This is a genomic window from Paenibacillus sp. FSL H8-0280 (genome assembly GCF_045040665.1).
Taxonomy (GTDB): Bacteria; Bacillota; Bacilli; order Paenibacillales; family Paenibacillaceae; genus Paenibacillus; species Paenibacillus xylanexedens_A.
Genome location: NZ_CP150296.1, coordinates 4,201,512 through 4,215,608 on the forward strand (window position 1 = coordinate 4,201,512; position 14,097 = coordinate 4,215,608).

A 14,097-nucleotide genomic window follows, 5' to 3' on the forward strand; every position below is an offset into this window, starting at 1 on the left:
TAATATATTTCACAGGAGCTATAGACCACATCTATGACAACAAATTACGAACTATATAAAGTCTTTTACTGGGCCGCCAAAACGGGAAGTTTGACACAGGCTGCAAAAGCACTGTATATCACTCAACCCAGCGTCAGTCATGCCATTAAGCAATTGGAAGAGAGCTTTGGTCTTACCTTGTTTTATCGAAATTCCAAGGGTGTAGCGCTGACACAGGAAGGTGCCAGTCTGTACTCCTATATTGAACAATCCCAGATTCTGATCTCACTTGCAGAAGAAAAAATGGCCGCACTGAAGAATCTCGACAATGGTGAACTCCGGATTGGTGGCAGTGACTCCCTGTTCAAGCATTACATGCTGGCGTATCTAGAGGAATTCCACACCTTGTACCCTAACATCAAGCTACATCTGAGTCATGGAACTACGCCGGAAGTAATTACCTTCCTGAAAGAAGGCAAGATCGATCTTGGTGTTGTTCGGATGCCCATTGTTGATCCACAGCTAGAAGTCAGGGAAAGTATTCAGTTGAAAGACTGTTTTGTAGCCGGGGAACGTTATGCTCAGTTGAAGGGTAAAGTCATGACACTTGAGATGCTTCTGGAGCATCAACTGATCCTTTTCTCTCGGAACAGCCGGGTTCGGATGGCTATAACCGAGTTGTTTAACAGCTATAATTACACGTTGAAACCTGAGATTGAGGTTGGTAGTGTTGATCTGTTGATTGAGTTTGCGCGTCGAGGACTGGGGATTTCCTATGTCACACGTGAATTTATATCCAAAGAACTGGAGGAAGGTTCTCTCTTCGAAATTCAGCTTGATGTCCCGCTCCCCCCTTCCCATGTGGGGATTATGACCAAACGCAATATGCCGATTTCTCTGGCTGCCAACCGGTTTATGGATCTCATTTTCAAATCCTAAGTGGTCATAATGCCAAAAGGTACAATGAAGAGCCCCACCGTCCAGTTATGGATGATGAGGCTCTTTGGCCTGCCTAAAGTTTGTGTTATCTAACGATTAAAGACTCACCAGATAGGACGCGTCCAATATAAGAGCAACTTTACCATTGCCGAGGATCGTTGCTCCAGATAGATGGTTCATCGCTCCCAGATACGTACCGAGTGTCTTAATAACGACTTCCTGATTTCCTATAATCTCATCTACTGCGTAAGCTGCAATTTTATCAACGGAACGCACGATCACCAGTGGAATGGTCTTGGATTTGCGGTCTGTTCGTGGATAGTTGAGCCTGTCGCACAGTCGGTGAAAAGGTACAATTCGTCCATGATTCAGGATCGCTTGTTGCCCCTGGATCATCTGAATATCTTCAGGTGAAATTCGAACAATCTCAGCAACATTATACATTGGCAAGATCAGCACACGACCTGATACTTTGACTAACAGACCTTTAATAATCGCCAGTGTGAGCGGTAGACGAATCGTAAACGTGGTACCCACACCAACCTCCGTATCAATATCAATTATACCGTTGAGTCGCCCGATCTGACTACGCACGATGTCCATTCCAACACCGCGTCCTGATACTTCACTGACAGAAGAAGCCGTCGAGAAGCCAGGTTCAAATATGAGATGTACAGCTTCCTGTGTTGTTAGGCGTGCAGCCTGTTCTTCACTAATGATACCTTTGCCCAAGGCTGAAGCTTTGATCTTCTCACCATCGATACCTTTGCCATCATCCGAATAACGAATGACGACATGGTTTTCTTCATGAAATGAAGTTAAGGTAATACGTCCTTTGGACGGCTTACCGTTCTCCGCCCGAACCTCTGCACTTTCAATGCCATGATCTGCACTGTTGCGGATGAGATGGATCAGCGGGTCACTCAGTTCTTCAATAATCATCCGGTCAAGCTCAGTCTCTCCACCTTGAATAACCAGTTCCAGATCCTTACCCAGCTTCTGTGATAGGTCACGAACCAATCTCGGGAAGCGACTGAATAGTTGATCAATGGGTAACATCCGTGTCTTCATTACACCTTCTTGGAGTTCCTTGATTACCCTGCCCATATGATCGGATACACCACTAATACTCCGGATGAGTGTTGAAGACTCCTTACGCGCACCCGATCCACTCAGATCTGCAAGGGATGTTTGATCAATTAACAGTTCACCGACCAAATTCATCAAATGGTCCAGACGCTCAACACTCACACGAACTGTAGGTTGAGCAGCTTTCACTTTCTCATCCGGCCCAGTTGTATTCACGGTAGGCAAGCTTTGTTTCGATTGCTCTGTTTCAGAGATTAATTCAAGTGGTGCAGACGTCGCTGCAACCTCATTGGATTCCAGCAGATATGGATCAATCTCCAGCATATGAATATCCGAGTCTGAAGACAGCTCTGCCTTAAGCTGCTGTGGGTCCTTCGACGTTGCTACGATGATGATGAACTGACCATAATGATCATCTTCATTTTGCGCGCCCGGTTGACTCTCCATGAGCGAAGTAGCGACAACCGTACCACAGATGTCCTCGATACGTTGTCGTAAAATATGATATCTGGCCGCTTTCATCATGCACTTCTGCTCCAGCACGATATGAATGGACAATAACTGCTTGCCTGACACTATAGCCACCTGTGCCATAATCGATTCTGCTGGTTGCAATTGAGGTACTTTAAGTTGCCCGACTACTGCCGGGGTCTGAATTAAATCCTTTATTTCTCGTACTACTGCTCGAAAGTCTGCATAGGCTTCCCCACGGATGTACTGATCACGAAGCACCTTCATGGCGTCCAAAGAGCGGAACAACGTATCAATTAGCTCAGAAGTCATCTCCGGTTTTTTCTCCCGGACCCATTCAAGAGCATACTCCACTTCATGCGTGAGGTCGCTTAATTCTCGGAAATCCATAGTGGATGCCGATCCCTTGATGGTATGGGCTGCCCGAAACAGCGTCTGAACTAGTTCTACAGAAGGCGAAAGCTCCAATGCCAATAAAGACTGATCCATACGTTCCAGTTGATCATTCAGTTCTTCGATAAAGATGTCACGGTAGGCAGACAAATCCATCATTCGTATATACCTCCCTAACCGCCCAATATTTCGTCCAGTTTCAAAATGCCCACAAGCTTGTCTTCCTGTTGACCCACACCATGGAATAAACCTTCACGGTTACGACCATATCCGCCTGTTGGCGGATGAATTTCCGAATATGTGGTTACCTTGTTCACGCGATCCACGATCAAGCCAATATATTCTTCCTGATGCCGAACTACGATAATTCGAGTCGCTCTGGTGTCCGGTTCATCCGGCATACCCAGCAGGTTCCGCAGACTCATCACACATACAACCTTGCCACGAAGATTAACTACCCCTTTGATCTCTGGGCGGCTGAATGGAATATCTGTAATGCTAAGCATTTTAATAATTTCGTGAATTTCTTCGATTCGAATGGCGCAAGTCTCTGCACCTACAGACAGTTCAATATATTGTTCCTTCTGAAGTGAAGACATCAATTCACCCTCAATTCAATTTTATTAATTTGTTTTGAAGGCCGCTGCCGAATTCGCCAGTTCTTCCGCCAGATGTGCCAAAGACTGGCATGTTGCCGCTGTCTCTTCAGACGCTGCAGCGGATTCCTCACTGGAAGCCGAGATGGATTCAACAGAGCTCATCACCTCTGCAGCTTGGGCTGCTTCTTCTTCACATGCAGCAGCAATTTCGTTTACTTTCTGTGAAGAGTTATTGACCATATCAATGATCTGATCAAACGCCTGTCCAGTCATGGAAGACTGCTCAACACTGGCTGCTACGGCTTGCACACTTTGTCTCGTGTTTTCCTGCATTGCTTTGATGATGGCTGTAATTTCTTTGGTCGCCTCGCCACTTCGTTCGGCAAGCTTCCGGACTTCATCTGCTACTACGGCGAATCCTCGTCCTTGTTCTCCGGCACGTGCCGCTTCAATTGCAGCATTCAGCGCGAGCAGATTGGTCTGCTCAGCGATATCGTCAATCACTTCAATGATGTCACCGATTTTACGAGAATCATCTTCAAGCTTGGTCATTTTTGTATTAACAGCTTGCATACCTTCCAATGAAGTCTGTACAACAAGTCCACCTTCACGAGCAGTCTTCACCGTATCGTTGGATAGTTCAGCCGCTTCTTCCGCACTTGCAGCGACGGAGTTGATGGCAAGTGAAAGCTCCTTGAACAATTCGGAGATATTTCCCGCCTCACTGGATTGGCTTGTGCTGGTGCTCGCAATTTCCTGTGTGCTGGCTGAGATCTGTTCCGAAGAAGCAGCAACACTTTGGGAGTTCATCACGATATTGTTAATTAACTCTTTCAGATTATCGACCATTCGATTCAGTGCCGCGGCTAGTTGACCCACTTCATCTTTGCTGGAGATGTTTGATTTAAGGGTCAAATTTCCGTTGGCAACTTCCGTAGCTAGACCCAGCATGGCCATGAGTGGCTTCGAAATGGAGCGAGAGATGATATATCCAATGAGAATACTGAAGAGTACGGACAGAACCACAAGAATTATCGTTACTTTAAATGCTTGTGAATAGGCAGCCTGAGATTGTATATTCGCCTGTTCAGCCAAACTTTCATTAAGGTCGATCAAATTGGTAAGGAGGTCAACAATTTTGTCCCCTTGTGGTTTAAGTTCAGATTTAAGGTAGGTATTAAAGGCACTTTGATCATCTGCGAGAGCCAGATTAGTTGCTCGTTCAAACATTGTTAAATATCCTGGATATTCCGCATCAAAATTACGGAGTAATTCTATTTCTTCAGGGGTTGTTGCAAGCGGACGATAGATGGTCAGGCGATCATTCACACTCTGACGGATCGAAGCGATGTTCTCCGTGATCCGAGTTTTTTCGGTTTCGACGGTTTCGAAGCTCAAATCACGCACGTTCACACGCATTCTTTGATAATCAATCTGAGCAGAGGATAATTCTTTGACAGAGATTAGATTGTTGTTATACATCTCTTGCATTCGTTCATTCGTACTTCTCAATGTTACTACAGAGTAGACGCCAAGCGCCGCAAGGATTATCGACACAACTAAAAACGCTGAGATAATCTTTGTTGCTGTTTTCAAATTTCCAAACCACTTCATGTAATCTCCTCCTAGGCATCGTAGTGTCCAGTTATGTATATAACGCTTGGTAAACCCTTCTCTTGGTCGCGCTCCAGACAACTTACGATCTATTTCGACATAAATATATTAAAACTGAATAGGAGATTTTTATTTCTATAAATTTGCACTATTACGAATTTTTATTTCAGATATAAAGAATCTTCTTTTAAATATAATTTATACTTTTTACCTATTAAATTGTTATTTTCATTTACATATATACGTATATTGAACATTCTGCATTGATTTCAACATACATTCTCCATACAAATTTTCATGTGACATGGTTTTCTTATATTTACATAAGAAGTTGTATAGTTCTTACGTCTAACACATATCATTTTCATGCAAAAAAATTATGTATTTTGCTGTACACGCTCCACATTTCAAGACTTAAGTCTAATAAATGTTTAGCTATACTGAGTCCATTTTCCCATTAAAAAAACCAAACCCGAATCAACAAAGTTTGGTTTTGAAGCGAAAAAATACACTTTAAATTAACACAAAATCCATTTAAAACTAATCACTTATGTGTTATATAACTGCTCCAGTTCCATTAAGCGGTCCTTAATCCTGAGTGGAATAATACTAAACAGGTTATTCCACGTCATGAACATCTCCGGTTTTAGTAAATATTCTTCGAACTCCATGGTAGGTACAAACGCTTTGGTCTGCAGATAACGCTCCACCTGAGCATCGATCTGTTCATTTGTTTCAAAATAATCTTGAAACAACTCATTCACAAGTAGCCCATCACATCCAGCTTCGGCACCTGCTGCACTATACAGGTTTGGCAATAACTCAAATACAACCGGAAGTGGTGAGAAAGCATGTTTGCCAGGCTGTGAGTACAGACATACATGATGTCCAACCACATTGACCCGTTCCTTCAATAATCCACGCAGCACCTTCCCATGAAAGCTGGCTTCACAGTCTACTACCTCTCCGTCATGACCCACATAAACCCATACATGCTCCATTTCATACAGATGTCCAATCTCATAATCCCACCAGATTGCATATTCAATTACATATTGTACTACCTCGGTCGGAAACTTAATGTCCCTTCTGAACGATGGTGAAGGCCCAGTTTGATGCAACACAGAAATGCCAATAAAATCAGGATAAAAGGGTTCGGCTCTGTCAAACATCAAAATAGGTGCATAACTCATTGCAGTTTCAAGCGTTTTCATTTCTGACATGTTCATTCATGAGTCCTCCGTTTTGGTTGGATGTTCATACTATACTAACAGAGAACGTAACACACTGACTCAGGCATTTTGAATTTTTTTCTAATATAATACCAACCCCTCCATGGACTTCATAAGATTATTACATCGACACATCAAAAAGCCTGCAACTGATATTCTCCAGTTACAGGCTGTGTACTTTGATAATAAATAAGGAATCTTAAATTAAGATTTCAGCTTATTGGATGGTGACACGGACGTCTTGGAAGGTGAAGTCGATTGATCAGAAACCTGCGTATCACACCCTATTGGAGGGCCCAGAATCGCATCATTTTTAATGGAAGCAACAGCTCTCGCATATGCCTCTTCATCCAAACAGTACGCGCGGTGAGCCACCTCCGGCGGTGTAGCTGCCAAGAAATCCGCTCCAAATACAATATCAGGCGTTGGTTGATCAAAGATTGTTAAGACATATACATCATCTGTCTCAGCGACAAACCAGTGAAACCAGCCTTTCGGAAATACCACAACCTGACCTGGTTTCAGACGATATGTCAATCGTTCACGCGTAAACGGATTGAAGACTGACGCTGTAATTTCACCGGTGATAACCACAACCATCTCCGTGACATTGGTGTGCCAGTGCGGCTGCACAATAATTCCTTTGCTTAAGTGCACGTTGAAGAAACCATTCGCAATGGTCGGCAGCTGTTCTCCAAACAACTGGGTTACATAGTTGCGTGAATCCCTCTGATAATTGACAACCGCATTGGAATCGGCTGCCAGCGGAACATTCGGGGCTTGTAAAATCGGATTCATCATACGATCATTTCTCCTCCTTGGGCATACATCTCATTGTTGTACTGTATGCCGGAGAATAGAAAGATAATACCGTTGACACATGTTATATATTGTTTTTAATCCTGAACTTTAGGTTTCTTAGAATCATGTATAAACAAACTAGACTTGACCAGGGAATCTGCCTCCGGCTGCAATGCCCTGGGGTGATATGCGATCGATCTGGTTCATCTCATCATCCGTAAGCGAAACCTGTAGCGCTCCCAAGTTCTCGTGAACTCTTTCCAGATTGCGAGTCCCCGGGATCGGAACGATATGTTCTCCCTTTCCAAGCAACCAAGCCAGAGCAAGTTGAGAGACCGTACACCCTTTTTGCTTAGCCATCTCTTGGATCAATCCAACAACCTCCAGATTTTTCTGAAAGTTCTCACCTTGGAAACGCGGATAGTGACGACGATAATCATCTTCCGGCAGATCGTCTATAGATCGGATCTGACCAGTCAGGAAGCCCCGCCCCAAAGGGCTGTATGGAACCAATCCAATGTTCAATTCATGCAGGACAGGCATAATCTCATCCTCAAGCTCTCGACTCCATAATGAATATTCGGTCTGCAACGCTGTAATCGGATGAACAGCATGTGCACGTCGAATGATCTCTACTGGCGCTTCGGACAAACCAATATATCAAATCTTCCCCTGTTGAACCAGATCGGCAAGTGTGCCTACGGTCTCTTCAATGGGTGTATTCGGATCAGGACGATGTTGATAATACAGATCGATATAATCCATTCCCAGGTTGTAGAGACTCGCATCTACTGATTTTTTGATGTAGGCTGGATCTCCCTTGGGGCCCTGCGTGTGTGTTATACCAAATTTGGTGGCAACGATTGCCTTGGATCTTCGACCCTTAAGCGCGCGTCCAAGCAGCTTTTCATTCCCTCCAAATCGCTGTTTTTCATACTCTCCGTACAGATCCGCCGTATCAAACATGGTAACTCCTGCATCCAGGGCACCCTGAATGGTATGTACCGATTCGTCATTATCCGGCATCATCATCACACCCAAGCCAAGCGCAGATATTCGTAATTTATCATTTCCCAGTGTTCTTGTTTTGAGCATGTGGCTCCCTCTTTTCATCTTGAAATAGAAACGTTAATTAGATACGTATGAACTTGAGTTCATTCTATTTCACTTCCGAGACCCCAACCACACTCTGTTTATGCTAGTAAAGAAATTACCAGTTTGATTAACTTTCTATATGGCAACAGGAACGTAAATACAACAATGAATGCCTGATTGGCTGTTCAGATTATTCATGGAAAAGATATCGTATGCATGCACAACACCATCTGCCCGATCCGTCGTTTCAAGCAGGACACGATTGACTTGTTTGAATTCAACTTGGTGCAGATTCCAGATCGTTCGGAAGTCTATACTTTCTTCACTCAATTGTTTCACGATTCTGCTGAATTCGGGGTCACTCGGATACTTGTCATAATACGTACGGAATACGGCTACCGAGTGCCGCGCGAATTCCTCCCAATTGTGCATACGCTCCCTGAGCGTTGCATCCAAGAATAGAATCCGCATCATTAGACGCTCATTCATATTCATCGACGAGAAGTTAAAGATGTTCGTATCAGCTGCTTCATTCCAGGCAAGAACCTCAGAACGTTCATTGGTAATAAAGGAAGGATGCGTCAACTGCCCAATAATACTCTGCCAACCTGGCTCCAGTTGTGAATACGAAGCAAGGAATTCATGTTCCGTATTAGGGTCCCATAAGTCAAACAGATGACTCTTCTCTTCCAGTGTTAAACGGAGCGCATTCGCTATACTCTGCATCACTTCTCGTGAAGCCGCCAACTCCCTCCCCTGTTCGAGCCACGTGTAATACGTTGCACTGACACCAGCCAATACCGCTACTTCTTCCCGCCGTAGACCAGGTGTTCTTCGCTGTCCATAAGATCCTGACAATCCAACTTGTTCCGGTTGAATGCGGCTTCTCCGCGATTTCAAAAACTCACCCAGTTTTTTGTTACGGCTCATACTTGTATCCATAGACATCGTTCCTTTTTATAAAAGTATTCAAGCCTATTCGACTCTATCCAAAATGGTAGTCTCTGAATGACTCTGATATAATCCATCTATTATTAGTTCTACAGAATACTTGGTTTACAAGTAGCTTAGCATCGATTGATACAGAGCGAAAGGAGCATAACATGATTCCCAATGTTGGAGATGTGTACTGCGTGTACGTCGAAAAATTACAACAATATACAGCCTGCCAGGTAACTGGACTGAAAGAAACAGAGGGTAAAACTTCTGACACGCTTGCCTCCGTCCTTCAGTTGGATTGGACTGGTGATCAACTGCCTAATGAAATGCAGCTTCATCAGATGAAACCACTGATCTGTAATTTTTATTTCTGGAATGATCGACTTGCCCATAGTTTCGTGAGTGCTAATGTTCCTTCACAGTATGTGCTTGCAGGCAATATCCCTCCGCTCTACACCGAGGAAACGAATACGTATGGCGGAGGCTGGCCGATCGGAGAAAGTCTCTATCTCCAGCGTGAATGGGAAGGTATCGATGCGATCCGAAGAGCGCAGTTCAAACAAGCTGCGGATGATGACGAAGAAGTCATGGTTGGCAATCGTGTAGTGCGGCGCAGTACGAGTACACTCCGCAATTTCAGCCCTAAATCTTCTGAAGATGTAGTCGAACTCGCAAAGCTACCTTGTCTGACACATATTGAAATGGATGGTTATACGGAATCAATCTTTCCATTTATAGAGGACAACCCGTTCATTAATGAACTTCATATCTTACATCATGGTCAAACGATGCTCGATATCAGCAAGAGTCGCCTGACCAAACTTATCGTGGATGTCAGCGGGTTGAAGGAGTTAGTTTTAAACACAAAGATGAAAAGTCTGAATTTCACAGGAGAGTTGTCTCCTGATCTACGTATCGTGGCTTATGAAGACGGTAAATACATCACTCTCAATGTTCCATCGGGCCTGCCACAGGTTACGGGTATCTCACGACTTGAAGGTCTGTATATCAGAGATATCACGGAGCTCAATCTGGAGCCACTTGTGCAGTATTATCCTGAGCTTTCAGAGTTGCGACTGTGGGGTAAACCCGGCAATGTATCCCATATAGAGTCGATTCAGCATTTGGCAAATTTGCAAACCTTCACTACATATGACCTGTTCGGCTTCAAAGGTGAACAATTCCCTGATCCAGAGCAACTTCCAAAATTGGCTAGGCTGTGGCTAACCAGCCTGCCTGTCGATGCAGCCAAATCGATCAAAACAAGATATAAGAAATTCGCCGCTGCCGGACTTGATATAGAAATCACCAAAGCACGCAAACCGGAATGGCTTGCGGAGAACCTGAACAATCCGTTTCGGGATTGGGATGGGCGGGACCACATCAAGGCAGCACATGCCAAAAAAGCAGCTCAATTGTACAAGCAGTGCTTGAAGGAAATCCGCCAATTAAGTCAAGATTTTAACAATCAGGAAGCTATGCACAAACAGCTCGTCTCCATGGTTGAGAACTACACACAGACCTTCAACAAGATGGATGCCAAGACCGGTTTTATTGAAACTGTTGAGCGGGAAGAGATTTATGTTGTGCTAACGGAGTTACTGAATCAGTTACAGGAGAATTTGGAACTGCGTCAAGATGATTTGATTAAGGTCAATCACGAGGATTTATATGAGATATTTGATCGTTTGAGGGATTTCTAGGTTACTCAAAAAGGGTCCTGTTATGAAAATGACAGGACCCTTTTTTGCATGAATAGAATTTCTTACACTCTATTTTCCCCTTAATTCAAATTTAATAAGATATCAACGAGTATAAAGCAGTGCTAGGAAGTGGAAATTTTAAATGCAGTCTAGTCTGTTGCACGATATGTCTAAGTAACTGCTGATCAATATTCTGATAAAAAAAAGCTGTTGCGGGGGACGCTGCGTCACAATCTATAATGAAAAAAATATGATAGAAAGAGTTTTCATTATGTCTGAGCCCCATGCAAAGGAACAGTATAAAATACTGTTGATCGCATTACTAACGCAATCAGCTTTTCTATTTATTGGATTGATTTTTATTGGGTTATTTAAGTGGGGAGGAATGTTACCATTCATAGCTTCCTTATTCATGCCAAACGAGATTAGTATGTTACCCACAATCATCATTGGTCTTATTTTTAGTTTTTTTATTACTACAATAGCTCTAATTACATTCATCAGAACAAGAACAGAACTCCCTACGACCGAGGGGTCAGATATGATTAAAAAAATAATGATCAGACCAAGTGGTATAGCTTTAACCGCGATAGGTGGTATGTTTGAAGAATTCTTTTTTAGAGGTGTCCTGATCGGATTATTTATTGGATATTCTTTCGTCGTGGATTGGCTCGTCATTCTAATAAGCACTTTTCTATTCTGGATAATACATGTTCCTCAATATAAAGGAGCTACGGGTATCCTTATCGTTGTGTTTGTGAATGGTTTGATTTTTGCACTACTCTTTTATTTTACGGGGTCGTTAATTCCACCAATCCTTGCTCATGTGATTTATAATATTTCTATTGGAATTTTTCTGGAAAGAAAGTACAAGAACTGATTATTTGAAAAGAGGGACGTTAGATGCAATTAACCGTGAGTAAGTTTGCTAAGCTGGCGGGCACAACAGTTCGTACGTTAAGACATTATCGACAACTTGGCATATTGGTTCCCTCACAAAAGAACGAAAATGATCATCATGTATATATAAATGAAGATTTTAAAAGGCTGCATGAAATTCAATTATTGCAGAGTCTAGGACTTTCATTAAACGAGATTAAAGCCAGCTTGGATAATCCGCAATATTCTTTTGATGAAATAGTTAGAGTTCAAGAACAATCGCTTAAACATAGGAGAAAAGCTATTGATTGTTCTTTAGCATTAATTAAACGAATAAAATGGTTAAAGGAAAAAGATCAATTCAATGAATTAAACTCAGAATTGCTCATGCTACTTATGAACTCGATGCGTGTTGAGGAGGACCAAAAAAAGCTGCTTCAAAAGTATGTTTCTACGGATATTATTGAGAAGGTGTTCCCAGAGGATATCTCTAAGCAAACTTACTTGGATGAACAATTATTCAATTTGGTATTGCTTGTCCATCGAGCTACCATACACGATCTTAAACCAGATCATCCTTCCATACAGCAACAGTTGAAGGTTATCATTGCAAATACCCAATTAAATCACCTGATTCTCCATGACGAAGAAAAGAACGAAGAACTTTATAAAAACGTAAAACCCTATGAATCGTTGATACCTAAGCATACCATAGATTTTTTGACAGAAGCATTTGAGGTATTAAATACGAAGAAGCAATCTTCCATATAGGATCGATAACTACCATTAAAAATCTGGAGGTCACGGACACCATTCATGAGAAAAACCACTCCTTTCACCTAGCCTAAACATCTCAAGTTTACCGGGAGGCTCTTGGTGGTTCTCGCTACGGATACGAGGTTTGATCTCTTGAGCTGTACCTAAGAGGCGGTTCGTTAAACGCAAATGGAACGAAGCAGAAAACACGCTGCTTCGTTCCGGTAAAACAATCGATATGGCAATTTTTTCTCCCCTTCATTGAATAGAAAACACTTCTTTTTTCAATAATTCTTCTGGCGTCTGCCCTATCACATCACTGTGAAAATAATCGCGTATAACGCCATCTTGAAGATAGTTGGCGATCGATACCATAATCATCCCTTGATCCAGTGCCAGATAAGCTTTTGCGAGTTCTCCCGTTTCAACATTGACTGAGTCATAGAACCCATACTTGCCAAACATTTTGAAGTTCTTTAAAGCTTTAATGTTCTTTCGAACAGCTTCAGGGGCATAATCCAGGGCAAGGAATGTTGCGTGTGCTGTTACCGTTGCTCCATCTTTGTAACCTGAGGTCCCTAACGGCGTTGCTGCAAACTCACTGTAACCTGTCGGAGTTGCAGAAGGTGAAAAGCCCCATGCGGCATACCCTTTTTCTTTGGCATATTCGATTTGCAATTCAACATGACGCTGGTTGTTCAAGCCCAAAGCTTGAGTACCCAGTTCTTGTTCCTTTATAACCATCCCGGGCATAAGAGCTTCAAACATACTTCCTCCCCAGCTTGGTACGAACTTTTTGTCCTTGTATACATAACTTCCTTCAAACACATCCACTCCATCGTACTTAACGGATTTGCCTTGAGGAATCTGAGCTTGCCAATCCCATTCTTGAGGTAATGTGCGATACATCTTCCACCAATGATCTTGGGGAACATCACCTTTCCCAATGGCAATATAGCTGCCTACACGTGGTTCCGTATAAAACATTCCATAATGGTGGTCCGTCAACGCGCCTTTAGCCACATCATAACCTCCGCGGAATTGGCCGACTTCAGGATCATATAGCGGAGTATAATTCATATTTTTAACCAGCTTGCTTGTTTCCCCTTGAAGTTCTTCATAGGCTTGCCCAACAACAATTAAACCAGCGGATAACCAGCCATTATCGACTTGGGAAATAAATTGTCCCCAATCTTTCTTCACTGAACCGTCATCTGTGTTATACCAGTTATAAAATAGACCGTTCCACTTTTCTAACTTCTCGAGGGAATGTATAGTCGTTTGCAGGCGATGTACAGCTTCTTTCTTTGAAATAATGCCCAATTGTTGCGCTGAAACAGTACTCATCATATACATTGCGATGTTTGTGGGCGAAGTACGTTTAGCTTCTTCTGTTCCGTTTTCAGTGTGCCGTACTTCATCGTAAGTCAAGCCAGTGTTCTGATCCGTATAGTCCTCAAAAAACGTATAAGTCTTATATGCAATCGCTTTCAATTCTGCTCGAAATCCATTGTTTGAGCCACCTGCTGAAGCCATAGGAATTAAAGCTAGATTAGCTAACAGACAAAAAGTTAAAATGAAGCTGAGTTGTTTTACTTTTTTCATGAT

The 14,097-nt window shown here is 42.8% G+C and carries 11 protein-coding genes and 1 pseudogene; 4 read left to right on the forward strand and 8 right to left on the reverse strand.

The features are described from left to right. The first annotated feature begins 33 nt into the window (after positions 1–33). Positions 34–918 carry a LysR family transcriptional regulator gene (locus MHI12_RS18280; protein WP_036672843.1) on the forward strand — a complete coding sequence of 295 codons (885 nt, stop codon included), beginning with the start codon at positions 34–36 and terminating at the stop codon, positions 916–918. Positions 919–1,014: 96 nt separating this feature from the next. Here MHI12_RS18280 and MHI12_RS18285 read toward each other — a convergent pair whose 3' ends face one another. The 7 genes and pseudogenes from MHI12_RS18285 to MHI12_RS18315 form a co-directional block, all read right to left on the reverse strand. Further along, positions 1,015–3,030 (reverse strand): chemotaxis protein CheW, encoded by a 2,016-nt coding sequence (locus MHI12_RS18285; protein ID WP_405169972.1) that lies wholly within the window; start codon positions 3,028–3,030, stop codon positions 1,015–1,017. 14 nt (positions 3,031–3,044) lie between these two features. Next, positions 3,045–3,470, reverse strand: a complete 426-nt coding sequence (locus MHI12_RS18290) for a chemotaxis protein CheW (protein WP_017687852.1) — start codon at positions 3,468–3,470, stop codon at positions 3,045–3,047. A gap of 24 nt (positions 3,471–3,494) precedes the next feature. Further along, positions 3,495–5,084 (reverse strand): methyl-accepting chemotaxis protein, encoded by a 1,590-nt coding sequence (locus MHI12_RS18295; RefSeq protein WP_405169973.1) that lies wholly within the window; start codon positions 5,082–5,084, stop codon positions 3,495–3,497. A 548-nt stretch (positions 5,085–5,632) separates the two neighbouring features. Next, on the reverse strand, positions 5,633–6,313 hold the full coding sequence (locus MHI12_RS18300; protein WP_341007947.1) for a hypothetical protein: 681 nt from the start codon (positions 6,311–6,313) through the stop codon (positions 5,633–5,635). Positions 6,314–6,520: 207 nt separating this feature from the next. Further along, positions 6,521–7,117 (reverse strand): cupin domain-containing protein, encoded by a 597-nt coding sequence (locus tag MHI12_RS18305; RefSeq protein ID WP_341007948.1) that lies wholly within the window; start codon positions 7,115–7,117, stop codon positions 6,521–6,523. 138 nt (positions 7,118–7,255) lie between these two features. Further along, positions 7,256–8,212: pseudogene (locus MHI12_RS18310) on the reverse strand (aldo/keto reductase). A 135-nt stretch (positions 8,213–8,347) separates the two neighbouring features. Beyond that, positions 8,348–9,154 carry a helix-turn-helix transcriptional regulator gene (locus MHI12_RS18315; RefSeq protein WP_341007950.1) on the reverse strand — a complete coding sequence of 269 codons (807 nt, stop codon included), beginning with the start codon at positions 9,152–9,154 and terminating at the stop codon, positions 8,348–8,350. Positions 9,155–9,315: 161 nt separating this feature from the next. Here MHI12_RS18315 and MHI12_RS18320 point away from each other — a divergent pair, with 161 nt between their 5' ends. The 3 genes from MHI12_RS18320 (at position 9,316) to MHI12_RS18330 (ending at position 12,504) form a co-directional block, all read left to right on the forward strand. Beyond that, entirely contained in the window at positions 9,316–10,854 is a 1,539-nt protein-coding gene (locus MHI12_RS18320) for a hypothetical protein (RefSeq protein ID WP_405169974.1), read from the forward strand. A gap of 271 nt (positions 10,855–11,125) precedes the next feature. Beyond that, entirely contained in the window at positions 11,126–11,734 is a 609-nt protein-coding gene (locus MHI12_RS18325; protein WP_341007952.1) for a type II CAAX endopeptidase family protein, read from the forward strand. 23 nt (positions 11,735–11,757) lie between these two features. Next, entirely contained in the window at positions 11,758–12,504 is a 747-nt protein-coding gene (locus MHI12_RS18330; protein ID WP_341007953.1) for a MerR family transcriptional regulator, read from the forward strand. Between the two features lie 243 nt (positions 12,505–12,747). Here the strand turns inward: MHI12_RS18330 and MHI12_RS18335 are convergent, their stop codons facing one another. Beyond that, the gene (locus MHI12_RS18335; protein WP_405169975.1) at positions 12,748–14,094 is read right to left on the reverse strand and encodes a glucoamylase family protein; all 1,347 of its coding nucleotides are present in this window, start codon (positions 14,092–14,094) and stop codon (positions 12,748–12,750) included. Between the last annotated feature and the right edge of the window lie 3 nt (positions 14,095–14,097).

What these genes read in the sequence shown, in the direction of transcription:
- MHI12_RS18320 (WP_405169974.1), top strand. Translation starts at nt 9,316, where the DNA reads ATGATTCCCAATGTTGGAGATGTGTACTGCGTGTACGTCGAAAAATTA.
- MHI12_RS18315 (WP_341007950.1), bottom strand. Translation starts at nt 9,154, where the DNA reads ATGGATACAAGTATGAGCCGTAACAAAAAACTGGGTGAGTTTTTGAAA.
- MHI12_RS18305 (WP_341007948.1), bottom strand. Translation starts at nt 7,117, where the DNA reads ATGATGAATCCGATTTTACAAGCCCCGAATGTTCCGCTGGCAGCCGAT.
- MHI12_RS18290 (WP_017687852.1), bottom strand. Translation starts at nt 3,470, where the DNA reads ATGTCTTCACTTCAGAAGGAACAATATATTGAACTGTCTGTAGGTGCA.
- MHI12_RS18295 (WP_405169973.1), bottom strand. Translation starts at nt 5,084, where the DNA reads ATGAAGTGGTTTGGAAATTTGAAAACAGCAACAAAGATTATCTCAGCG.
- MHI12_RS18335 (WP_405169975.1), bottom strand. Translation starts at nt 14,094, where the DNA reads ATGAAAAAAGTAAAACAACTCAGCTTCATTTTAACTTTTTGTCTGTTA.
- MHI12_RS18300 (WP_341007947.1), bottom strand. Translation starts at nt 6,313, where the DNA reads ATGAACATGTCAGAAATGAAAACGCTTGAAACTGCAATGAGTTATGCA.
- MHI12_RS18330 (WP_341007953.1), top strand. Translation starts at nt 11,758, where the DNA reads ATGCAATTAACCGTGAGTAAGTTTGCTAAGCTGGCGGGCACAACAGTT.
- MHI12_RS18325 (WP_341007952.1), top strand. Translation starts at nt 11,126, where the DNA reads ATGTCTGAGCCCCATGCAAAGGAACAGTATAAAATACTGTTGATCGCA.
- MHI12_RS18280 (WP_036672843.1), top strand. Translation starts at nt 34, where the DNA reads ATGACAACAAATTACGAACTATATAAAGTCTTTTACTGGGCCGCCAAA.
- MHI12_RS18285 (WP_405169972.1), bottom strand. Translation starts at nt 3,030, where the DNA reads ATGATGGATTTGTCTGCCTACCGTGACATCTTTATCGAAGAACTGAAT.